Annotated in this window: 24 protein-coding genes and 1 riboswitch; of the genes, 16 read left to right on the forward strand and 8 right to left on the reverse strand. The window is 64.9% G+C overall.

Annotated elements, in window-relative coordinates; genetic code table 11:
* Positions 1 to 96 precede the first annotated feature (96 nt).
* Positions 97 to 197: riboswitch (TPP riboswitch) on the forward strand.
* A gap of 93 nt (positions 198 to 290) precedes the next feature.
* The 3 genes from J3481_RS02825 to tkt all read left to right on the forward strand — a co-directional run bounded on the left by J3481_RS02825 (position 291) and on the right by tkt (position 5,250).
* Positions 291 to 860, forward strand: a complete 570-nt coding sequence (locus J3481_RS02825; RefSeq protein ID WP_206831395.1) for an ECF transporter S component — start codon at positions 291 to 293, stop codon at positions 858 to 860.
* Positions 857 to 3,115, forward strand: coding sequence for an ATP-binding cassette domain-containing protein (locus J3481_RS02830; protein WP_206831396.1), 2,259 nt, complete (start codon positions 857 to 859; stop codon positions 3,113 to 3,115). Before J3481_RS02825 ends, J3481_RS02830 begins: the two co-directional genes overlap by 4 nt.
* Before the next feature lie 137 nt (positions 3,116 to 3,252).
* Complete coding sequence (tkt, locus tag J3481_RS02835; RefSeq protein WP_407929313.1) at positions 3,253 to 5,250, forward strand: transketolase; 1,998 nt, start codon at positions 3,253 to 3,255, stop codon at positions 5,248 to 5,250.
* Positions 5,251 to 5,398: 148 nt separating this feature from the next.
* Here the strand turns inward: tkt and J3481_RS02840 are convergent, their stop codons facing one another.
* Together J3481_RS02840 and mnmA are read right to left on the reverse strand one after the other, a co-directional pair.
* Complete coding sequence (locus tag J3481_RS02840) at positions 5,399 to 6,280, reverse strand: LysR family transcriptional regulator (protein WP_407929314.1); 882 nt, start codon at positions 6,278 to 6,280, stop codon at positions 5,399 to 5,401.
* Positions 6,281 to 6,283: 3 nt separating this feature from the next.
* Positions 6,284 to 7,381, reverse strand: coding sequence for a tRNA 2-thiouridine(34) synthase MnmA (mnmA, locus tag J3481_RS02845; RefSeq protein WP_206831401.1), 1,098 nt, complete (start codon positions 7,379 to 7,381; stop codon positions 6,284 to 6,286).
* Between the two features lie 95 nt (positions 7,382 to 7,476).
* Between mnmA and J3481_RS02850 the strand changes: the two genes are divergently transcribed.
* On the forward strand, positions 7,477 to 8,394 hold the full coding sequence (locus J3481_RS02850) for a hypothetical protein (RefSeq protein WP_206831403.1): 918 nt from the start codon (positions 7,477 to 7,479) through the stop codon (positions 8,392 to 8,394).
* Positions 8,395 to 8,400: 6 nt separating this feature from the next.
* On the opposite strand, the gene J3481_RS02855 is transcribed toward J3481_RS02850, so the two are convergent.
* A complete protein-coding gene (locus tag J3481_RS02855) occupies positions 8,401 to 8,727 on the reverse strand; it encodes a hypothetical protein (protein ID WP_206831405.1) in 327 nt (108 codons plus the stop codon).
* A 107-nt stretch (positions 8,728 to 8,834) separates the two neighbouring features.
* Between J3481_RS02855 and J3481_RS02860 the strand changes: the two genes are divergently transcribed.
* From J3481_RS02860 to J3481_RS02880, 5 genes are read left to right on the forward strand one after another with little or no spacing between them, the layout of a single operon-like run.
* Positions 8,835 to 9,620 (forward strand): SDR family NAD(P)-dependent oxidoreductase, encoded by a 786-nt coding sequence (locus tag J3481_RS02860; RefSeq protein ID WP_206831407.1) that lies wholly within the window; start codon positions 8,835 to 8,837, stop codon positions 9,618 to 9,620.
* Entirely contained in the window at positions 9,617 to 10,471 is an 855-nt protein-coding gene (locus J3481_RS02865; RefSeq protein ID WP_206831409.1) for a sulfurtransferase, read from the forward strand. Before J3481_RS02860 ends, J3481_RS02865 begins: the two co-directional genes overlap by 4 nt.
* A complete protein-coding gene (locus tag J3481_RS02870; protein WP_206831410.1) occupies positions 10,468 to 10,791 on the forward strand; it encodes a DUF1806 family protein in 324 nt (107 codons plus the stop codon). The genes J3481_RS02865 and J3481_RS02870 overlap by 4 nt, the downstream gene beginning before the upstream one ends.
* A gap of 4 nt (positions 10,792 to 10,795) precedes the next feature.
* Positions 10,796 to 11,491, forward strand: coding sequence for a PIG-L family deacetylase (locus tag J3481_RS02875; RefSeq protein ID WP_206831411.1), 696 nt, complete (start codon positions 10,796 to 10,798; stop codon positions 11,489 to 11,491).
* 17 nt (positions 11,492 to 11,508) lie between these two features.
* Complete coding sequence (locus J3481_RS02880) at positions 11,509 to 12,720, forward strand: acyl-CoA dehydrogenase family protein (protein WP_206831412.1); 1,212 nt, start codon at positions 11,509 to 11,511, stop codon at positions 12,718 to 12,720.
* A 52-nt stretch (positions 12,721 to 12,772) separates the two neighbouring features.
* On the opposite strand, the gene J3481_RS02885 is transcribed toward J3481_RS02880, so the two are convergent.
* From J3481_RS02885 to J3481_RS02895, 3 genes are all read right to left on the reverse strand, one after another.
* Positions 12,773 to 13,198 (reverse strand): hypothetical protein, encoded by a 426-nt coding sequence (locus tag J3481_RS02885; RefSeq protein WP_206831413.1) that lies wholly within the window; start codon positions 13,196 to 13,198, stop codon positions 12,773 to 12,775.
* 17 nt (positions 13,199 to 13,215) lie between these two features.
* On the reverse strand, positions 13,216 to 13,950 hold the full coding sequence (locus tag J3481_RS02890) for a peptidylprolyl isomerase (protein WP_206831414.1): 735 nt from the start codon (positions 13,948 to 13,950) through the stop codon (positions 13,216 to 13,218).
* 66 nt (positions 13,951 to 14,016) lie between these two features.
* Positions 14,017 to 14,529, reverse strand: a complete 513-nt coding sequence (locus J3481_RS02895; RefSeq protein WP_206831415.1) for a DJ-1/PfpI family protein — start codon at positions 14,527 to 14,529, stop codon at positions 14,017 to 14,019.
* Positions 14,530 to 14,677: 148 nt separating this feature from the next.
* Here J3481_RS02895 and J3481_RS14920 point away from each other — a divergent pair, with 148 nt between their 5' ends.
* The 7 genes from J3481_RS14920 to folB all read left to right on the forward strand — a co-directional run bounded on the left by J3481_RS14920 (position 14,678) and on the right by folB (position 20,614).
* Complete coding sequence (locus J3481_RS14920; protein ID WP_206831416.1) at positions 14,678 to 16,795, forward strand: ATP-dependent helicase; 2,118 nt, start codon at positions 14,678 to 14,680, stop codon at positions 16,793 to 16,795.
* Between the two features lie 52 nt (positions 16,796 to 16,847).
* Complete coding sequence (locus J3481_RS02905; RefSeq protein WP_206831451.1) at positions 16,848 to 17,330, forward strand: hypothetical protein; 483 nt, start codon at positions 16,848 to 16,850, stop codon at positions 17,328 to 17,330.
* A gap of 69 nt (positions 17,331 to 17,399) precedes the next feature.
* Positions 17,400 to 17,990, forward strand: a complete 591-nt coding sequence (locus J3481_RS02910; RefSeq protein ID WP_206831417.1) for a GNAT family N-acetyltransferase — start codon at positions 17,400 to 17,402, stop codon at positions 17,988 to 17,990.
* Positions 17,991 to 18,082: 92 nt separating this feature from the next.
* Positions 18,083 to 18,328: a NifU family protein gene (locus J3481_RS02915; RefSeq protein ID WP_206831419.1), complete on the forward strand. Its 246-nt coding sequence runs from the start codon at positions 18,083 to 18,085 to the stop codon at positions 18,326 to 18,328.
* An 84-nt stretch (positions 18,329 to 18,412) separates the two neighbouring features.
* Positions 18,413 to 19,369: an RluA family pseudouridine synthase gene (locus tag J3481_RS02920; protein ID WP_236011052.1), complete on the forward strand. Its 957-nt coding sequence runs from the start codon at positions 18,413 to 18,415 to the stop codon at positions 19,367 to 19,369.
* A gap of 4 nt (positions 19,370 to 19,373) precedes the next feature.
* Positions 19,374 to 20,231 carry a YihY/virulence factor BrkB family protein gene (locus J3481_RS02925; RefSeq protein WP_206831420.1) on the forward strand — a complete coding sequence of 286 codons (858 nt, stop codon included), beginning with the start codon at positions 19,374 to 19,376 and terminating at the stop codon, positions 20,229 to 20,231.
* A complete protein-coding gene (gene folB / locus J3481_RS02930) occupies positions 20,228 to 20,614 on the forward strand; it encodes a dihydroneopterin aldolase (protein ID WP_206831421.1) in 387 nt (128 codons plus the stop codon). The genes J3481_RS02925 and folB overlap by 4 nt, the downstream gene beginning before the upstream one ends.
* A gap of 3 nt (positions 20,615 to 20,617) precedes the next feature.
* On the opposite strand, the gene J3481_RS02935 is transcribed toward folB, so the two are convergent.
* Together J3481_RS02935 and J3481_RS02940 are read right to left on the reverse strand one after the other, a co-directional pair.
* The gene (locus tag J3481_RS02935) at positions 20,618 to 21,673 is read right to left on the reverse strand and encodes a tetraprenyl-beta-curcumene synthase family protein (RefSeq protein WP_206831422.1); all 1,056 of its coding nucleotides are present in this window, start codon (positions 21,671 to 21,673) and stop codon (positions 20,618 to 20,620) included.
* 25 nt (positions 21,674 to 21,698) lie between these two features.
* Entirely contained in the window at positions 21,699 to 22,067 is a 369-nt protein-coding gene (locus J3481_RS02940) for a hypothetical protein (protein ID WP_328702068.1), read from the reverse strand.
* Between the last annotated feature and the right edge of the window lie 53 nt (positions 22,068 to 22,120).

The raw sequence follows: 22,120 nt of genomic DNA on the forward strand, positions 1-22,120 counted from the left end.
CATTTTGAACGCCGCCATCCTCATTCGAGAGCGGTTCTAGCGAGCTTGTGCCGCCTGCGTCGCAATGCTACACTAAAGTCAAACAATTTCATCGTGAGAAGGGCCTAGGGGTGCCGAAAGGCTGAGAGGCGGATATCCGCCAACCCTGTGGACTCGATCTGGGTAATACCAGCGTGAGGAAGTGCCCGTCATGGTCCATGTGCGCCCTTTTCCCCGCGTGGTGAAAAGGGCGTTTTCGTTGTGGCGGCGGTTCTCCCAAGGTCCCTTTCACGAAAAAGGGGAGAGGTTGCGTGGCCAAGTGGAAGTTGCGCGAAGTCATCTTGATGGTGGTCCTCGCCATCGTGTGCGGCGGGATTTATCGGGTGTGGGACGTGCTCTACGCGCTCATTCCCGCGACCGCGTACGCGCTTCAGGGCGTGATGACGGGGCTCTGGATGATCGCCGGCGTGATGGTGCCCTACATCGTGCGGCGGCCGGGAGCGGCGCTCATCGCGGAGTTGGTGGCGGCCGCGGTGGAGCTCTTGCTCGGCGAGCAGTGGGGGCTGTCCAATATGATCTCCGGCCTCATTCAGGGGGTCGGTTCGGAGATCGCCTTTCTGCTCTTTGGTTATCGCGTGTGGAACGCGGGCACGTGCACGTTGTCCGGCGTGCTGGCGTCCGCGGCCTTCATGTTCCAATGGTACTTCCAATATGGCGGAGACAAGCTGCATCTCGGCACGCAGATCGCCTTTGTCCTCATCTCGCTCGTGAGCGGCGCGGTGCTCGGGGGGCTGTTGCCGAAGGCGCTCGCCGACGCGCTCGCGCGCACCGGGGCGCTGCGCAATTACGAGATCGCAAAGCGGTCGGTGAAATCGGCATGACGACGGCGTCTCCAGAGGTCAAGAAGGCCGTCGCCATCGAGGTGCGCGATTTGGCCGTGACGTACGAAGAGGCGGCGGAACCTGCGCTCGCCGGCGTATCGTTTTCCATCTCAAAGGGCGAATGCCTGCTCCTCATCGGACCGAGCGGCTGTGGCAAAAGCACGCTCGCCATGGCCATCGCGGGCATTATTCCGCGTTCCATTGAGGCGCGGGTGGAGGGCGAAATTCGGCTCGCCCGCGAGCTTCAGGCGCCGGGCAAGATCGGCTACGTGTTTCAGGACCCGGATCTCCAGTTCTGCATGCATCGAGTGGATGACGAGATCGCGTTCGGGCTGGAGAACCTGCGACTGCCGAGGGACGATATGAAACCCCGCATGCGGAGCGCCTTGGAGGCGGTGGGGCTCGATGTGGGGCTTGAGGCGCGCCACACCGTGTTCTCGGGTGGCATGAAGCAAAAGCTCGCCGTCGCATCGGCGCTTGCGATGGACGCCGATCTCGTCATTCTCGACGAGCCGACGGCGAATCTGGATCCGGACTCGCGCCGCCACGTCTACGATGTCATTCGCCGCCTCAAGGAGGCGGGGAAGACGGTGCTCGTCATCGAGCACCGGTACGAACTGCTCCTCGATGTGGCGGACGCGGTGGTGGAGCTCGGGCCGGGCGGCCGGGCGACGGTGCACCGCCGACCGGAGGAGATCACGCGCCGGGCGCCGAGGCCGCGGCGCCGAGGGGCGACGGTCCGCGCGGGAGAAGCGCCGGTCCTCGAAGCGAGGGGCCTTGCGCTGGCCTATGGTCATCGCGAAGTGTGGCGCAACGTCGACGTGGCCGTCCGACCCGGCGAGTGGCTGGCGATTGTCGGAGCGAACGGAGCCGGCAAGTCGTCGCTGCTCGAAGTGCTCGCGGGACTCCGCCGGCCCACGCAGGGCGAGGTGAGGTTTCGCGGCGAGCGGCTTGACCGGATGTCTGCGAAGGCCCGCCACGGCCGCATCGCGTACGCGTTTCAGAATCCTGAGTATCAGTTTCTGTACGAGCGCGTGGCGGACGAGATGGCCGGGCGCGTGCTCGGGGACGAGGTGCCGGACGAGATCGAGCGGGAGCTCAAGGCGTTCGGACTCGCGGGCTGTGCCCATCAGTCGCCGTTTGGGATCAGCCAAGGGCAGAAACGGCGCCTCGCCATGGCCGTGATGATGCGCCAAGGCGCCGACGTGTGGCTTGTCGACGAGCCGACCTATGGGCAGGACGAGGCGTCGGAGCGGATGATCCTCGACCGGCTCGACGCGCTCTGCGAAGAGGGCAAGGCCGTGATCGCCGTGACGCACGATCTCGACCTTGTAGCGGCGCACGCGGACCGGGTTGTGGTGCTTGCGGAAGGCGAGGTGGCGTACGACGGATCGCCGGATGGGCTGCTGCGGGATCGCGAGCTTTTGCGGCGGGCGCGCCTGGACGAGACGGCGCCTTTGGAGCGAAGACATTCGCGCGACGCGGGGCTCGAACCCGGGCGCAAGCCCTCGCTCGTCGGATCTCCCCTTCGGCGCTGGCACCCGGACGTGAAGGCCACGGCGCTTTTGTGCGTGGCGGCGATTGCGCTTTGCGCTCGCACGTTCCGGGCCGAGGGATGGCTCTGGGCGCTGGTCGGTGTCCTGGCCTTTGCGATGGGCTGGCTTTCGCCGTGGAAGCTCATCAGGCGCCTGTCGCCTCTGTTGCTCATCTATGCGGTGTACCTGTGGACGTTTGCGGCGAACGCCGCGGTCCCTCCCGGGACGCCGGTGGCGCACTGGCTCTGGTTTCGGCTGAGTTGGTACGGCGTGTGGCAGGGGCTTCTCGTCGTGCTGCGCACGTCTGCCACGGTCGTGCTCGCGTACGTGCTCGTCGCCACGACGGACGGCACCGATTTCATGGTCGGCCTGTCTGAGTCGTTTCACCTGCCGCCCAAGCTGTCGTACGGGGCGATGGCCGGAACGGGGTTTCTCGGCCGCTTCACGCGCGATCTCGAGATCTTTCGGATGGCGCGCCGGGTGCGCGGCCGCGAGGGTTGGTGGCTTCTGCGCCCGGTCCGCTATGCGCTTCCGCTGCTCGCCCAGTCCATCCGCGTTAGCGAGCGGCTGGCCATCGCGATGGAAGCGCGCGGATTTTTCGGACCGCCGGCGGAGCGGTGGAACGCGCGGACGTATTGGCGCGTGATTCGGCTGAAGGCGGCGGACGTGATCGCCGGCATGGTCCTCGTCGCGCTCGCGCTGGCCTGCCTGTTCATATGATGTCATTCGGCCCTGGTTTCCGCGCCGCCGCGCGGGGATCAGGGCCTTGTGCCGGGAACGTGACGATTGCCACAGGTGGACGAACCAATTGTGGTATCATAGGCATGTCGGCTCAAAATACGGAGTGGGAGTGGGACATGATGCCCTACACAGAGATCGATCAATTGGCTGTCAACACGATTCGCACGCTGTCGATCGACGCCGTGGAGCGGGCGAATTCCGGCCATCCCGGCTTGCCGATGGGCGCCGCGCCGATGGCGTACGTGCTGTGGACAAGGTTTCTGAAGCACAATCCTGCAAATCCCAAGTGGGTGGATCGGGACCGGTTCGTCCTGTCGGCGGGACACGGCTCGATGCTGCTCTATTCGTTGCTTCACCTGTCGGGCTATGATGTCACGTTGGACGACCTGAAGCAGTTCCGCCAGTGGGGTTCGAAGACACCCGGTCATCCGGAGTACGGTCACACGCCGGGCGTCGAGGCGACCACAGGTCCGCTCGGCCAAGGCATTGCGATGGCTGTGGGCATGGCCATGGCGGAGCGGTTCCTGGCGGCGAAGTTCAACCGCGACGGGCACAACGTGATCGATCACTATACATACGTCCTGTGCGGGGACGGCGACCTGATGGAAGGCATCAGCGCCGAGGCGAGCTCGCTCGCGGGGCATTTGAAGCTGAACCGCCTCATCGTGTTGTACGACTCCAACAACATCTCCCTTGATGGCCCCACCGATTGGGCGTTCACGGAGGACGTGAAGAAGCGGTACGAGGCGTACGGCTGGAACGTGCTGCGCGTGGAGGACGGCAACAACCTCGAGGAGATCGAGGCGGCCATCGCCAAGGCGAGGTCGTTCACCAACGCGCCGACGCTCATCGAGGTGCGGACCATCATCGGATATGGCGCGCCGAAGAAGCAGGGCACGGCCAACGCGCACGGCAGCCCGCTCGGCAAGGAAGAGGCGCAGGCCGCGAAGGCGACCTACGGCTGGCACTACGAAGAGGAGTTCTACGTGCCGGACGAGGTGCGCAAGCTGTTCGCCGAGGTGAAGGAGAAGGGCGCGAAGGCGGAGGCGGCGTGGAACGAGGCGTTCCAGGCGTACGCCAGGGCGCATGCCGATCTCGCCCGGACGTTCGAGCAGGCGTTCGCGGGCAAGGTGGATGTCGACTTCGACAAGGTCCTGCCTGAGTTCACCGATGCCATTGCGACGCGCGAGGCGTTCGGCAAGGTCATCAACAGCGTCGCGCCGCACATCCCGACCCTGCTCGGCGGATCGGCCGACCTGTCCAAGTCGAACAACACGATGATCAAGGACGAGGATCACTTCAAGGCGCCCGATTACGCGGGCAAGAACGTGTTCTACGGCGTGCGCGAACACGCCATGGGCGCGATGATGAACGGCATTTGCCTGCACGGCGGGGTGTTCCCGTATGCCGGCACGTTCCTCGTGTTCGTCGACTATCTGCGCCCGGCGGTTCGCCTCGCGGCGCTCATGCAGCAGCCGTCGCTGTTCGTGCTGACGCACGACTCCATCGCCGTGGGCGAGGACGGCCCGACGCACGAGCCCATCGAACAACTGCCGTCGCTGCGCGCCATCCCCGGGTTGCGGGTGTTCCGCCCTGCGGACGGCACAGAGACGGCGCTCGCGGTGAAATATGCGCTCACGCACCGCGACAAGCCGGTGGCGCTCGCGCTGACTCGCCAGAAGGTGCCCACGCTCGCCGAAGTGAAGGCGCACAAGGGCGACTTCGATCGCGGCGGCTATATCGTCTTCCAGCATGAGGACGGCTCCGATCTCGCCCTCATGGCTTCCGGTTCCGAGGTCCAGCTCGTGCTGGAGGCGGGCAAGCGCCTGGCCCAGGAAGGCGTCAAGGTGCGGGTCATCTCGTTCCCGTCCATCGACGTGTTCCTGGAGCAGGATGCCGCATATCGCGAGTCCGTGCTGCCGAGCGCGCTGCGCAAGCGCCTTGCGGTGGAGATGGCGCACCCGATGAGCTGGTACGAGTTCGTCGGCCTCGACGGCAAGGTGCTCGGCATCGATCGCTTCGGCGCTTCGGCGCCCGGCGACATCGTCGTCCGCGAGTACGGGTTCACGGTCGATCACGTCTACGAATTGGCCCAAGAGCTCATCCGGCGTTGAGAAACGCCCCATCAAACACCAGGCCGCCTGGCTCTGCGCGAGCAGGCGGCCTGGTGTTTGCTTTTCAGGGTCTACGGGGATGGTCCCGCGGGCGCAAAACGAGGGGGCGCCTGTGGCAGTCGTGGCGCCCCCTCGTGCCCTGCCTCCATTACTTTTCGCTGTAGTGCTGCGTCACAATCGCGATGAACGCCTTCGTCAGCTCTTCGTGCTCGATGGCGTCCGGATACGCCAAAAAGGTGGGGCGGCAAAATTGCGGATCCGACAGCGGGATGGCGACGACCCCCTTCGCATCGGCGTCGTGCAGCGTCCTCCGGGGCAGGAGCGAGATGCCGAGCCCCTGCGCCACCATGGCCTTGATGCCGTCGATCGAATCCAGCTCCATGCGCACGTCCGGGTACACGTTGTACTTGGCAAGCAGCATCGCGATGCGCCGTCGGAACGGCGCGGTCGTGTCCGCGAAGGCGATGAACGGCTCTTCCGCGAGCGCGCCGATGGACGGAAGATCGTGCACGAAACGATGTCCCCGCGGGACGACGAGGTCGATCGCGTCCGGCGGATACTCGATCAGCCGCACGCGCGGGTGGTGGATGGGTTCGCCCAGGAAGCAGAAGTCCACCTGGTTGCCGATGAGCGCCTCCACCATGTCCTCGTACATCCCCATGCGGACCTGCAGGCGCACCTCCGCGATCTGCAGAATTTGGTGCAGGCACTTCGGCACGTCCGTGGAGACGAAGGCGCGGCCGCTCATCACGCGAAGCGTTCTCACGGCCCGCTTCGACGGCTCGAGCATGCGCCGCTCGAGGTCCACCATCCGCTCGGCGAGCGGATAAATGCGCTTGCCTTCTTCGGTCAGCTGCACCCCGCCCGGCGTGCGCGTGAACAGCTGACAGCCGAGATCGCGCTCGAGCCGCTGCAAGCGGTTCGTCACGGTGGATTGGGACATGTAGAGTTGATCCGCCGTGCGCGAGATGGACCGGTTGCGCGCCACGGCGAGAAACAGTTCCAGGTCTTTTGTCTCCAAGCGCTCCACTCCTCACTCGTCCGCCGGTTCCCGCGATGCGATGATCCCGCCGCCGAGACACACGTCGCCGTCGTAGAACACCACCGACTGACCGGGCGTGATGGCACGTTGGGGTTCGTCGAAGACGACGCGGCACGTGTCTTCGCCTGTCATCTCCACTTCCACGGGCTGGTCGTCCTGGCGGTAGCGGAATTTCGCCGTGCAGCGGAACCGATGGGCCGGTGGGCGCTCCGCGATGAAGCTCACCGTGTCCGCCGCGAGCGCCCGGCTGTACAGGCGCGGATGATCGTGGCCCTGCGCCACGACGAGAACATTTCGCGCGAGGTCCTTGTCCACCACGAACCACGGGGCCGGATCGCGCCCAGGAAGCCCCCCGAGCCCCAGGCCCTTGCGCTGGCCGATGGTGTAATACATGAGTCCGTCGTGCCTGCCGAGCACGTTTCCGTCCACGTCCTCGATGGCGCCCGGCTGCGCGGGCAGGTACTGCTTAAGGAATGCGCGAAAGTTGCGCTCGCCGATGAAGCAGATGCCCGTCGAATCCTTCTTCTGGGCCACGTGCAGGCCGTGATCGCGCGCAATCTGCCGCACCTCGGCCTTCGTCAGATGGCCAATGGGGAACATGGCGCGTTTGAGCGGGGCCTGCGTCAACATGTGCAGGAAATAGGTCTGATCTTTATTTCGATCTCGCCCCCGCAAAAGCGCCACGGATCCGTCGGCGAGCCGCTCGACTCGGGCGTAATGGCCCGTGGCGAGGTAGTCGGCGCCGAGATCCAGCGCACAGTCGAGCAGCTCCTTGAACTTGATTTCCCGGTTGCACAGCACGTCCGGGTTCGGCGTGCGTCCGCGCTTAAACTCCTCCAGGAAGTGCTGAAACACGCGCTCCTCGTATTCGCGCTCGAAGTTGACGCCGTAGTATGGAATTCCGATCTGCTCGCAGACCCGGCGCACGTCCTCGAAGTCCTGTTCCGCCGTGCAGGCGCCGTTCTCGTCCGTCTCATCCCAGTTTTTCATGAACACGCCGATCACGTCGTAGCCCGCTTGCTTGAGGAGAAGCGCCGTCACGGACGAATCCACGCCGCCCGACATGCCCACGACCACGCGCGTCGCCATGTGCGTCCCTCCCTTCTCCGCGCTTTCGGGCGATCTTTGATACAATGATCACCGGCATTCGTTTCACCCTCACAGGGAAAGGCGGGTGATGCGCGGTGTTCGAACTCGATCGATCCGCCATCCTGGAACATCCACGACTTCGGTTTCTCACCGATCTCGTTCCCGTCCACGAACATCTGGACAACATTGAAAAGTTTATTCGCATCTGTTTCGAAGAGCAAGGATGGCGCGTGGCGCAGGCGGGCCGCGTGGTGGCGCTGCGCGCGACCGATCAGGACAGGCTGTCCAGCGCCTTCAAGGCGAGCCTGTACCTCGGCAAGTACAACGACATGGCCAACCGCGACAGGTTTTTGCGCAGCATGGTGGCTGCGGGTCATTCCTACGAGCCCATCCGCGGCGAGACCGTGCTGTTTCTGTACATCGGCGTGGCCAAGCCGGTCTACGATCACCTCATCACCTACACGGTCGGGCGGCCGACGCGAATCGCCGGCGGACAGCGGGCGAACGTCCCCTGGGGCTTCGAGTTGCCGGTGGAGGCTCGCCATCCCGAGGAATATGAGGAGGAACTCGAGAGGATTCGCGAGGTCATTCGGCTCGCGAAACAGGAGCGCACCGAGCAAATGCAGGCGGCACGGGCGAAACTGCCCGTCGGCTACATCATGCCGCCGTTTTTGCTCGAGTTCTCGGAGGAGGCCCTGATCAAGCACGTCTTTCGCCAGCGCCTGTTTGAGCGCGGCGCACAGGGCGCCACGGTCGAAGTGGTGTCCGACATGCTCAAGGCGTGCCTTTCCATCGATGAGGAGAAGTGGATGTTCCTCATCGACTACCATGGTCCGCACGTCCAGCAGTGGCAGAAGGCGATGCGGACGCTTCGCAAAGAACGCCTGACCCTTCGCCAGCTCGCGGAGCGGGAGAATCTGTCGCCGGAAGAAGCGCTCGACGCGGATCTCTACGAGCTTCTCATGGAGACGGTCGGCAAACTGCCGCCGTCGATGTGGGACCGGATGCGGTGAGTGTGGTCAGGTGATCTCGACGACCGACTCCACCACCCAAATGCCGCCTGGACCTTGCTTGACCGGTTGGTAGAGGCGAACCAGGTAGACGCAGTCGCGGTGCTTGACCCGGACGATGGCGTACATGAGTCCGCTGTCGGCGTCGCGGTACTGTTCGACCAGGGTGTAGATGTCGTTCATTCGAAACCCCAGGTGGCGCGTCCCGACTTCCTGCGCGGTGCGGACAGGGCTTAGGCGCCACAGGTTTTGCCCGCGATCGACGGCCTCCTGAATGCGGAGGAAATCTTCGCCAGGAATCGCGACGTGGCCGGTGACGACTTCGGGGCAAGGCATGACGAGCATCCTCCTTCGCACGAGGCAACTGTACAGTTCAACGTATGGCGTGCTGGCGAACGCCGACACGACGGCCGCCCAAAGGGTTGGAAAGGGAGTGAAGCCATATGGCAATCGATGGACGCGGCAGAGTCGCGGTGGTGACCGGCGCTTCGAGCGGCATCGGCCGGCAGACGGCCCTGGCGCTTGCGCGCGCCGGCTTTGAAGTGGCCGTGGGGGCGCGGCGCAAGGAGCGCCTCGCCGATCTGGTCGACGAGATCGCGCGGGAGACGGGCAAGGCGGCCTTCGCGGTCGAACTGGACGTGACGAGCGTGCAGAGCATCGACACGTTTGTGCAAGGCGTCATCGGGCACTTTGGCAAAGTGCATGTGCTCGTGAACAACGCGGGCAAGGCCTTGGGGCGCGATCCGGTGGAGACGGCGGATGAGGCCGACTGGCAGGAGATGCTCGACACGAACGTCATGGGCCTCATGCGCATGACCAAGCGCTTTCTGCCTCACATCGTGGCCTCGGGCGACGGCCACATCGTCAACCTTGGCTCCATCGCGGGGCACGAGTCGTACGCCGGGGGCAGCGTCTACTGTGCGACGAAGTTCGCGGTCCGCGCCATCACGGAGGCGCTCCGCCACGAGCTGTTGGGCAAGCCCGTGCGGGTGACGTCGATCGACCCGGGCATGGTGGAGACGGAATTCAGCCTCATCCGATTCCACGGCGACGCTTCGGAAGCGGCGAAGGTGTACGAGGGCGTGCGGCCCCTCACGGCAGACGACATCGCAGACTGCATCGTGTTCGCGGTGACTCGCCCGGCGCATGTGAACATCGATGAGATGATCGTGACCTCCATCGATCAGGCGGGCGCCCGCGTCTTCCATCGAAGGGGGACTTCTTCATGACGGCGCGCTTGATCCAGCCGGGCGATCTCGCCGCGAGGCTCACGTCGGACGAAGTCGTGATCTTCGACTGCCGGTTCCAGTTGTCGGACCCGGAGGCCGGGGAGCGCGCGTATCGGGAAGGCCACATTCCGGGGGCGTACTACCTCCACTTGGAACGCGACCTGTCATCGCCGAGAGCGCAGCACGGCGGCCGCCATCCGTTGCCCGACTGGAATCGGTTCGCCGCGCGGCTGTCCGCGTGCGGCGTGCGACCTCACGCCACGGTGGTGGTCTACGACGCGGGGGAGGGGATGGCGGCCCGGGCCTGGTGGCTGATGCGCCACATCGGACTCGAGGACGTGCGCATGCTCGATGGCGGATGGAAACGATGGACGCGTGAGGGCAGGCCGGTGACGTCGGAGGTGCCCGCGCCCCGACCTGGCGCCGTCGAGATTCGCCTGCGCGAGGGCGAGATCGCAGACATGCGCGAGGTCCGCCAAGGCGCGCAGGAGGGCCGTCTGGTGCTCGTCGACGCGCGCAGCCCCGAGCGGTACCGCGGGGACGTGGAGCCCATCGACCCCAAGGCCGGGCACATCCCGGGCGCCATCAATCACCCCTGGGAGCAGGGGCTCGGGGAGGACGGCACGTGGCGTTCGCCCGAGGAGCAGCGCGCCCGCTTCGGGGAACTGGCGGCGTGCGGAAAGCCGATTGTCGTGTACTGCGGCTCGGGTGTGACGGCCTGCTCGACCCTGTTCGCGATGGAACTTGCGGGGATTTCCGCGAAGCTCTATCCGGGCAGCTGGAGCGACTGGGTTTCGTATCCCGACAATCCCGTGGCGACGGGCGACGAGCCGGGGGACTTTGCGCCATGAGGACGCTCGGCATCGCAGAGGCGAAGGCCATGCTCGAGGCTTGGCGCGGCACGCGGGTCTATGTTCACCTCGAGGTCAATCCAGAGGCGTATCTGCGCAACGCGAGTGCAACGCTCGCGGACGCGGGGCTCTTCGGCGACGGGCTGTATCGCGTGCACCTTCGTTTCCGCGACCCGGACGGCCTGCTTTACATTCAGGACGTCACCGAATTCGTCGAAGACGGATCGGCATTGGTGATGATGGGGCTCGACGGTCAGAATCGCGTTCGCCAGACCGCGACCGTGAGCAAAATACCGCTCGACGTGGGAAAGGTGGAATGAGTCGATGGCCACCGTCATGGGCGTCTTCGCCCATCCCGACGACGAGACCTTCATCGCCGGGGGCACCTTCGCGAAGCTCGCGGCCGAGGGGCACCGCGTCGTGATCGTCTGCGCCACGCGCGGCGAGATGGGGAGAAGGCTCGGCGTGCCGCTCCGGGCGACGCGCGAGTCGCTCGGCGCGCTCCGCGAACAGGAGCTGCGGGAGGCGTGCGCCGCGCTCGGCGTAAGCCGCTTGGTGCTTCTGGGCTATCGCGACAAAGAGGTTGAGATGGTGCCGGAGGGCGAGGCGACGGCCCGGATCGAATCCCTCCTCGCCGAAGAGCGGCCGGCGAGCGTCGTGACATTTCACGATCCGCTCGGCGGCCACCCGGATCACGCGGCGGTGGGCCGTTTTGCCACCCTCGCTTTCGAGCGGTACCGCAGGGTGGCCGATCACGCCCGCCTGTTCTACGTGGCCTGGGGCGACGATCTCGCCGCCTTCAGGCGATATCCGCAGCCGGCGAAGGCGCTCGTCGAGGTGGACGTGCGGGCGCATCGGCGCCAGAAGCTGATGGCCTTTCGAGCCCACCGCACGCAGTCGGAGCTGGATCGCGCCATTTGGGGGAACGACGAAAAGGCCGTCCATCGCATGCGCGATCGCGAATATTTTGTGTTGACCCAGGGGCCGAATCTGAAGCGCCCGGGAACGTTGATGGACTGAAAGCGGGGCGAAACGACATGTACGACGTCTATGGAGAATCCGCGCTGCCCGAGGACGTGCGCGAACGCCTGCGCGTCACGCGGGACCTCGCGCGCCGCTTTCACGAGCGTGCGCCTGCGCACGATCGGGCCGGGGACTTTCCGTTCGAGAATATTGAGGATCTGAAGCGCTCGGGCTACGTGCGTTGGACGGTGCCCGTGGAATACGGGGGACTCGGCCTGAGCCTCGAGGAGATGCTCATGCACCAGGAGGTCCTCGCGCAGGGGGACGGCTCGACTGCCCTGGCCATCGGTTGGCATGTGGGCATCCTGCTCCATCTGCGCGAGACGGGGGCGTTCCCGGATGAACTGTTCCGCATGGTGTGTGAAACGGTCGTGAGGGACGGCGCGCTCATCAACAGCTGCGCCACGGAGCCGGCCACGGGAAGTCCAAGCCGCGGCGGCAAGCCCGAGACGACCGCCGTGAAAGTGCCCGGCGGCTATCGAATCACGGGCCGCAAGACGTTCAGCACGCTGTCGCCCGCGCTCACCTGGATCATGGTGACCGCCACCGTGCAGGACGAGGACGTGGTGGGCCAGTTTCTCGTGCGGCAGGAGGATGTCGAGATCGTCGAGACGTGGGACACGCTCGGCATGCGCGCCACGGGCAGCCATGACATCGTGCTGAAGGACGTGTTCGTGCCGGAGGAACGCGTGATTGTCATCCAGCGCCCGGGCGTGCAGGCGGAGCGGCGGCCGGACGGGAGCGGATGGCTGCTTCACATCCCGGCGTGCTACCTCGGCATTGCGCTCGCGGCGCGCGACTTTGCCCTGGAATATGCCGCGACCTACCGGCCGAATTCCCTGCCGCACCCCATCGCCCAGGTGCCGCATGTGGAGCAGAAGCTCGGCGAGATGGAGCTCAAGCTGCTCGCGGCCCGCACGCTCCTGTACGATCTCGCCCGCCGGTTTGACGCCGCTTCACCGGAGGAGCGGGTGAAGCTGCAACCCCAGTTCGGCGCCGTGAAGACGCTCGCGACGAACGCCGCGAACCAGGTGGTCGATCTCGCCATGCGGATTGTCGGCGGGCGCAGCCTGTCGCGCGCGCTGCCGCTCGAACGGTACTACCGCGATGTGCGGGCCGGCTTGCACAACCCGCCCATGGACGACGTCGTCTACCGAAACCTCGCCAAGGCGGCTTTGTCTCGTCGCGCCGAAGCGCAGGCGGCCGAACAGCAGCCGAATGCGTGACCTGCGCGCAAACGCCCGCGCTTTGCCCGCGGTGAAGGCGTCGACGTCTGCGTCAGGACGTCTTCACCTTGGCAAAGTCGATGTAACCCGCGCTGCCGCTGCGGTTGACGAACAGCTCGACAGCCTGATAGTCCTGTCCGTCAAAGCGGATCTTGCCGTTTGAGCGGTACAGCACGCCCTCGGGCGTCTTCTGTTTCACGCCGAGGCCGGGAAAGAGAAGCTGCTCGTGGCCGTTCATGTACAGGTTGGCCGTGTAGATGACCTGCCCGTTTTGCACGTGTTTCTCTAGGTTCCAGGCTTCACCCACGGCGTCGGAGGCAATGGGTTTCGCCGTCACGTGGACGCGAATCTCTCCGCCGGGGAGTTTGTCGTAGCTCGGCGGGTACGGCACGCTCCCCCCGATGCGGATCTTGAGCAAAACGGCGGCGAGGACGACGATAAAGATCCAAAAGTATTGGCGAAACCGGGCGTCCCGCAATCGTCATCGCACCTTCTTCACGATTCTTGAATTTGAATCGATTCGATGTAGGCGGTCTTCAGCGGATAGCTGTCCTCCTGGGTCATCGGGTTAGTCGTCACCGGAATGGCGGCGATTTTGTCGATCACGTCCATTCCCGAGACGACTCGCCCGAACTCCGTGTACCGGTTGTTGGGCGGCTGAAACACCTGCGTATCGTCGGCCGTGCAGATGAAGAACTGGCTGCCGCCTGTGTGCGGCTGGCCCGTGTTGGCCATGGCCACGATGCCTTTGGTGAACGGGACCTGGTGGCTCAGTTCGTCAGGGATGGTGTACCCGGGCCCGCCGGTGCCGTCGTTTAGCGGATCTCCGGTCTGGATCACGAAGTTCTTCACGATGCGGAAGAACGTGCAATCGTGATAGAAATGGTGTTCGGCCAGGAAGATAAAGTTGTTGACCGTGATCGGCGCATCCTTCGCGAACAGTTCGATGGTGAACGTCCCATAGTTCGTGTGCACGATGGCGTCGTAGGTTTTGTTCGGGTTGATGAACATCTTGGGCATGCTCGACCACTGCTCGTTCGACGTGTGCAAATACGGCGGGTTCGCCGTGTCAAGCGTCTGATGGGTCTCGTTGGACGCGGTGTCCGGGCTTGTCCCGTTCGTCGCATTCGCGACATTGCCCGGCGAGGTGTTGCCGGCGGTCGCGCCGCAGCCGGTCAGGGCCAGGACGGCCGCCATCCACATACCCGCGAACATGGTGCGACGTTTCATGCATCTGCCTCCCCATGCGTTTGGACCAACGCTCATGATACCACAAGCGCCGCTTTTCCCTTCGGTTCATGAGCCCACGTTCAATCGCTCGAACACCGCTTGAAAGAATGCGCGGGCGTTTGAGCCGTCCGACGAGATGACGTTGCCGTCGATCACGATGGGGCCGGGCTCAAACACCGAGTGGCGAAAGAGGGGCTCGTGTTCGTCCACCACGTCGGCGGGTGCGGTGAAGCGGAGGCCGCCCAAGATGCCCGCCGACGCAAGGCAAAGCACCCCTTCGCCGGACGCGGCGAAATAGCCGCCGGTCGTGGAAAACCGGCGCAGATAGCGGTGCAAGCGAAGGTCGGCCCAACTGTCGGCTTCATACAGCCCTCCCGGAATGACGCACAGACTCGCGTCGGGTGGGACGGGCTCCTCGACGGCGCCGTCCGCCCGAATCACCAGGCCCTCCGCGGTCTGACACCACCGGCCGTCGAGGGTGATGACCCGCGCTCGGCGATTCAAACGGCGGACTCCCTCGAGAATCGGAGCCACGTCTCCCAGGCGCGCGTACGGCAATGCGACAAACACGGTTCTCATGGCGGGGATGGTCCTCTCGTTTCGATTGGAGTCGATCGTATCGTAACAGAATGGACGGGATCGCACACCTCGGCGAGGCTTTCGAGATGCTCCGCGACGTGGTAGTCTCTGATCTTGCTGACGCCAGGATGTTGGAGGGACGGCAGTTGTGCTTGATGTGACCGACATTCTCCGCGGACTCAATCCGGAACAGCGAGACGCCGTCACCACCACAGCCGGGCCGCTCCTGGTGGTGGCCGGAGCGGGAAGCGGAAAGACGAGCGTTCTCACACGGCGCATCGCGTACCTCATCGCGCACGCGGGCGTCGGGGTGCATGAGATCCTGGCCATCACGTTCACCAACAAGGCCGCGCGCGAGATGAAGACGCGAATTCGGGATCTCATCGGCCACCGCGCGGACGATCTGTGGATGGGCACCTTTCACAGCATCTGCGTCCGCATCCTGCGGCGAGAGGCGGATCGGATAGGCTACCAGCCGAACTTCACCATTCTCGACTCCGAGGATCAGGAGGCGCTCGTCCAGCAGTGCTTGCTCGATCTCGGCTACGACCTGAAGGCGCACGACGCGCGCTCCATCAAACATCGCATCTCCCAATGGAAAAACGAAGGTGCCGAGCGCGTCGTGAACGAGTCGAATCCGTCCGATCTCATCGCGGATCGGGTGATGGAGATGTACGACAAGCGGCTGTTTGCCGCGAACGCCATGGACTTCGACGACCTCATCGGCCACACGGTCCGATTGTTCGAGGCGCACGCGGATGTCCGCGAGCGATATCAGGACAAGTTCCGCCATGTCCTCGTGGACGAGTATCAGGATACGAACGGCATCCAGTTTCGCTTGCTCCGGCTTCTGTGCGAGAAGCACCGCAACCTGTGCGCCGTCGGCGACGCGGATCAGGCCATTTACGCGTGGCGCGGCGCGGACAGCGAACACATGCTGCGGTTTGAGCGCGATTTTCCCGACGCGAAGGTCGTGCTGCTCACGCGGAACTACAGGTCGACGAAGGAGATCCTGGATGCGGCCAACAGCGTGATCGCCCACAATTCCAGGCGTCGGCCGAAGGAACTTCGCTCCACGCGCGGGCATGGCGACAAGCCGCTCATCGTGCGGCTGCCCGACGGCAGCGCGGAGGCGGCGTATGTGGCAGAGGCCATCGAGGAGCACGTGCGAAACGGCGGGCGGTACGAAGACTGCGCCGTGCTGTACAGGGCAAACGCGCAGTCGCGCGCCATCGAGGAGAAATTGCTTGAGCGCGCCATCCCCTACACGGTCGTCGGAGGGATGACCTTCTACGATCGGCGCGAGGTCAAGGACGTGCTGGCCTATCTGCGCGTCATCGTCAACCCGCAGGACGAGATCTCCCTGCTGCGCATCATCAATCGGCCGAAGCGGGGGCTCGGCGAGGCCGCGGTGGACAGGCTGCTCGAGTTCGCGCACGCCGAAGGCGTGAGCTTGTACGAAGCGCTGGCGCACGGAGAAGAGGCCGGGCTCGCGGAGCGGGCCGCCGAGGCCGCCCGCCAGTTTCACGCATCGCTCGAGGAGCTCGCGCTTTGGATGGAGGGCATGGCCGTCTCCGAGTTTCTCGCCGAGGTGCTTCACGCCACGCGTTATCGCGAGATGTACCTCGAATCGGGCAAGAAGGAGGATCTCGCCCGCGTGGAGAACATCGACGAACTGTTCAGCGTGACGAGATCGTTCGACGAGCGGCGGGGAGGCACCGTGGCGGAGTTCCTCGCGGAGGTGAGCCTGCTGTCTGACATCGACAAGGAGCGCGATCGCGGCAAAGGCTCCGTCCGGCTCATGACCCTGCACGCGAGCAAGGGACTTGAGTTTCCCGTCGTCTTCCTCGTCGGCATGGAGGAGGGCCTGTTTCCCCACGCGAGGTCCATCGACGATCCACTTCGCATCGAAGAGGAGCGCAATCTCTGCTATGTGGGCCTCACGCGCGCGATGGACAAGCTTGTGCTCACGCATGCCGCCTGGCGCACGCTCTACGGCCAGACGGTGGCTCGCGATCCGTCTCGGTTTCTCGCCGAAATTCGGGACGATCTCGCCGTGCGCGTCGATCTCGCGGAGGCCCTGGAGCCGACCGCACTGCGCCCTGGGGATCGCGTGGTGCATCCTCAACACGGGCAGGGCATCGTGCTCGCCATCGAGCAGAAAGCCGGGGAGGAGCAGGTGCAGGTGATGTTCCATCCGTCGATAGGCATGAAATGGGTGTCGAAGAAAGGATTACGGACAGACGGCGCCGTCGTGGTACAATGAGACGAGCGCATCTGCGCGGCTGGACTCGCCATCACAGGGGGATACCGCTTTGATGTACTGGATCATTGTCCTCAGCGTGCTCGCAGCGTTGATCGCGGCGTACACCATCTTTTACTTCTGGGCGCGCAAGCGCCAGCGGCAATTCGATGAGCAGTTCCTGGCGCACAAGCAGCGTTTCGAGGTGTTTGTCCTGTCGAAGCGGCGCGTCCGCGAGCGCGGCAAGCAGGGCATCGCGCGGTTTGTGCCGCTCACCACGTATCAGGTGGTGGGGCGCGTCACCTTGGGTCAAACCATGAAAGGGCTGCACGTGCATCGCACGGCCAACGTGACCTTCCGCACGACCAAAGAGGAATACGACAAGATTGAGGTCAATCGCAAGTATCGCATGGATATCGCCGGAGATTTTATCGGCAACGTGGTGGGCGAGGTGACCAACAAGCGCCGTCGGGACCTGGAACGGAAGCGGCAGGCCGAGACTTCCCCTCGGAGCAAGGGCATCCGGCGTTTCTCGTTCGCGCGCCGCAAACCGGAGTGAGCCGCCGCGCAACCGGGCGGGCAATTGCATAGTGTGATGTCGACATCTGCGAGGGAGGTCGACATCGCCATGCCAACTCCAAAGCGTTCCCGCCGCGCGGGTCCAAAGCGTCCTCGCGCCCGGGCGGCGTCCAAGCCCGAGCGTCCCAGCCAGGCCGCGGCGCGCCCCGTTCGCGGGGAGGAGATTCAATATCGGGCCCGCCGTCCGGAAGACGACGAGTGGATTGTGGAACTCGCCCGCCGAGAACTGGGGCGTGTCCATGAACAAGCTTTCGGTGAGCCGTTCCCTGAAGGCGAATTGCGCCAGTATCTTGCGTCGGGCATGCCCACGGTCGTGATCGAACGAAACCGGAGGCCCGTCGGATTTTATTCGTATCTTCCCAGCGCCGAAGGCAAGGTTCATGTGAGCGCCCTCGTCATCGATTCGAAGTTTCAGCGCATGGGCCTGGGACGAAAGGCGATGGAAAAGCTGGAATCCGACGTGAAGCGCATGGGCGCGCACACGCTCGAGGTGTTCATCCAAGAGGTGAACCCCCGCAGTCTGGCGTTCGCCAGGCAGTTGGGCTTTCGCGAGGTGGCGCGCGTGGAGCCGAGGACCGTGGTGCTTTGGAAAATCCTTGCCCCTGGAGCGGCCCTGCCGCCCGTCGACATGCCGTTCTGACGGGCCGGCGCCAGGTCGGCCGAAACGGACGGGGTGGGTTGCATCGCCGCCGCGTGTGCGCGTATGCTAAAAGCGTATTGGAGGGATGGATCATGACGAAGGACGTGACCTCCACAGAAGCGCGCATTCGCGAGGCGATTGAGTCCATTCGCGAAGCCATCCAGCAGGATGGCGGCGATGTGGAATTTGTGTCGTACGACGACTTGTCGAAGACCGTCTATGTGTCGCTCCAGGGGGCCTGTGTGGGTTGCCCGGCGAGCGTCATGACGTTGAAGATGGGGATTGAGCGCGCGGTCAAGAAGGTCGCTCCCGATGTGGAATACGTGGAAGCCGTCTGAGACCGCGCCGTGGCCCGCGTGGGCGCCGCCCTGTCAGGGCGGTTTTTTTATACCGTGTGCACATGGGATACAATGGATGGAGTGATGGCGCGGTTGATGGATGTGCGGGTGAGCCCTCGCGGCGTTTCCATCGCTCTTCCCAGGCCACCTCGGCCCATGCCCTGCGCGGACTGGCTCTCCGAGGCGCTTCAACTTCCGCCCGGGTACGTCCGGCGCCTGCTTCGCCAGGGCGCCATCCGCGTGCAGGGACAAACCCCGAGCGGCATCGAGGTCTGGGACGGGCCGGTGACGGTGTGGATCGACGAGGATCTGCGGCCCGTTGAGATGGCGCCCGAGACGCTGCCGGCCCTTCGCGTCCTGTACGAGGATCCCAGCCTCGCGGTGGTGGATAAGCCTGCCAACCTCCTCGTCCACAGCGACGGAAGCGGCGCGCCGACACTCGATGGGTGCGTGCAGCGCCTGCTGAACGAGGCGGGTGCGGGGCGGGCGTATCATGTTCACCGGCTCGATCGCGGCACCACGGGTTGTGTCCTGTATGCCAAGCACGGGGTCGCGCTTCGCGCGTTGGATGCGGCGCTCGCAGCCGGGCGGATCAAGCGCACGTATCTGGCGATTGTGTCAGGCAGCCGGATTCGGCCCGGAACCATCTCGGCGCCCATCGGACGCGATCGACACGTGGCGGGCCGATACCGCGTGTCGCGGACCGGCAAGACGGCGCGTACGCATGTGGAAGTCTTGGACGAGGCGAATCGGGGCGGAGAGCGGTGGACGCTGGTTCGGCTTCGCTTGGAGACGGGACGGCGGCATCAGATTCGGGTGCACCTGTCCGCCATGGGGGCGCCCGTGGTCGGCGACGGCCTGTACGGAGGCCGCGATCACCCGGCGCTCGAGCCAGGGCAAATCGCGCTGCACGCCGCAGCGTTGCGATTTTGGCACCCGTATGCCGGGCTGGAGGCGGACGTGTGTGCCCCTGTGCCGCGTTCGTGGTCGAGGCTCGCGGCCGATGTGGGCCTGTCGCTAGACCGCCGCATAAGGGAGTGACGTTGTGCGATCCCGGATCCAACAGGCGCAGACGTTTGCGCGCAAGCTCGGGGCCAATTGCCTGACGCACGATATCACGTCGCTCGCGGCTCAGATCGCGTTCTATGCCATGTTCTCGCTTCTTCCGCTCCTCATTCTGGTGATGTACGGAGCGAGCCTCGTGGTGCCGCATCGGATCATCGTGGAATTGGTGCAGAGCGCCCTCAAGCCGTACTATCCCGATCTGCAAAACGCGAACCAGATGCTGGAGAACGGCCTCAACAAGCTGAGCGACATCGGCGCTCGCGCCGGCGTGGTGAGCTTCATTTCGCTCGCGTGGTCCGCGACAAGCGCACTGATCGCAATCCAGCAGGCGCTGGATCGCATCTTCGAGGTGGACGTGCCGCGCTCGTTTCTGGCGCGGCGCGCCATCGCGGCCCTCTGTCTCGTCGCGCTCATCATCCTGGCGGTGGTATCCGCGCTCGCCATGGCGCTCTACCCATGGGTGATGCGCCACATTCCGGCTGGGACGTGGCTGACGACGGCGTTCACCCGCTTTTCGGGCGTCACGCGTATGCTCTACCCGCTGTCGCTGTTCGTCACCTGTTTCGTCGTGTACCGATACCTCCCGTCGCGGCGCGTGAACGTCAACTGCACCATCATGGGGGCGCTCGCCGCCACCGTCCTTCTCGATCTCGCCCGGCTGCTGTTCGTGGTGTACGCGGCGCACGCCGTGACGTATCACGCGGTGTACGGCGGGCTGACCGTGGTGATTCTGCTCATCTTCTGGATGTACATCGCGCTCATCATCCTGCTTTTGGGCGCCGAGATCGCCTGGCTGCTCGAACAGGCGGGCCGGGATACGGGAGGTGCGACACCGTGATCTCTTCGTGGGGGGGCGCATGTCCCGATCAATTGAGTCTCTTGGGCCTGGTCTTTTACGCGTATCACGGGGTCTATCCCGAGGAACGCAGGCTCGGCCAGCGTTTCACCGTGGACGTGCACATGTACGGCGACTTCCGCCGCGCCGCGGAGTCGGACGATCTCGACCAGGCCGTCAATTACGCCGCCGTGTACGAGGTCGTGCGCGCCGCTGTCGAGGGCGAGCCTGTGCGGCTGATCGAGGCGCTGGCGGAGCGCATTGCCCGTGAGGTGCTGTCCAACTTTCCCCTGGTGAGCGCGGTCGAGATCGCCGTCGAAAAGCCGGCCGCTCCGGTGCCGGGCCCGATGGAGACCGTCCGCGCGGTGGTGCGCCGCGCGCGTTAGCGGCTACGCCAGGCGGCGATAGAGGTGTGTCGCGTAGTAAAACAGGACCGGCGTGACGCCGAAGCGGTAGATCCGCCTGCGCGACGCGGCCAGGTGGGCCGCGGTTCGCGTCTTCGGGTCGGACAGGTACATTCCCATCAGCCCGTGGACGACGTACCGGTGAATGATGCCTCCCGGGATGTCGGCGCACCGCTCCACGCCCTCGGCGGCAAACTGCTCGATGCGTTCCCAGGCTGTGGCCGGATCGCGGTAACAGGCGACGAAGTTGAAGTCGCCATGCGCTTCGTCCTCCTCGGCGTCGATCCAGTAATCGAGCAAAATGTGCAGGCCGCAGATGTACGGGAAGTATTGCCGATGGAGCCTTTGGACGTCCGCCGGGGAGACGGTTTCGGTCGCGGCCAGAAACAGCGCGAACATGCCAAGCGTCGATCCGGCCGCGGCCGCCCATTCGTGCCAGGTGACGCCGGGGTAGGCGGCCAGGTGTTGGCGGGACCAGTTCAGAAGTCGCCGTTCGCGCTCTTCGACGGGCGCGTGTTTGTGTTCCTGGAGTTCGCTGTACCGGCGAGCGTACCAGTCGACCTGGGCTTCGACCGCTCCGTAGTGCGGGAGTTGCGCCAGGGCTTTTTGACAGGTCTCGACGAGGGATGCGAGATAGCCGCCGTCTTCGCGGTGCGCGTAGTGACGGTAGTAGTCCGACGGCGCTGTGCCCGGATGGACGGCGTCCTGGAGACTTTGATGAAGGACGCGAAACGCCGTGGGATCGGTGACGCCCGCGCGATCGCACAGGTTGTCGAGATAGTCGCTGATGGTCTGCAGCGATACAATGGCCTGGACCAGGTTGTGCATGTGCTCGGGGCAAGCCGCCGCATACACGGAGCCGCCGTCGGCGTGGAACTGCTTGTCTCGCAGGCTCGCGAGCGCCTGTTCGCGCAGGAGAGCGTCCGGGATGGCCTGCGCTCGCGCGCGCCATCCGGCGAGCTCGGCGCGCACGAGCGGCATGACGCGGCGAAACAGCCGGTAAAGAAACTGGCTGTGGCTGAGTTTGGAGCCGCGGGGCATCCGTCATCCTCCGTTCCGGGGGCGCTCACCTGCGGTCGAACAGCTCCAAAAGCTGTTGGAACCATCCGGCGCCTCCTCCGCTTCCTATCGTACCCGAAGACTCCGATTTTACGCTCGCACCACCCTGTGGCGCTGGGGTCGGAGTCTGTGGAAGCGACGGGGTTTGCGAGGCGGCCGCCGCGTGCGGCGAGAACGGGATGGCGTGATGGTGAACCGGCCAGTGCGCAGGATGGTACGGATGAAGCGGCGCATGGGGCACAGGAGGCGTCATGGGCTGAATGAGTCCCCGCCGTTTCATGCCATGATGCAGCATCGTGAAGAACGTGCGCACCTTCTCGTCCTGCGCGATGTCGAACGCCAACCCGCCGAACTTGATGAAGGAATCGAGTTTCACGTCGCTCACCTCCTGCGGTTATCCCGATCCTATTCCGCGCGCGTTCCGCGTGA

Origin of the sequence: Alicyclobacillus fructus, from assembly GCF_017329605.1 — a bacterium.
Classification (GTDB): Bacteria; Bacillota; Bacilli; order Alicyclobacillales; family Alicyclobacillaceae; genus Alicyclobacillus; species Alicyclobacillus fructus.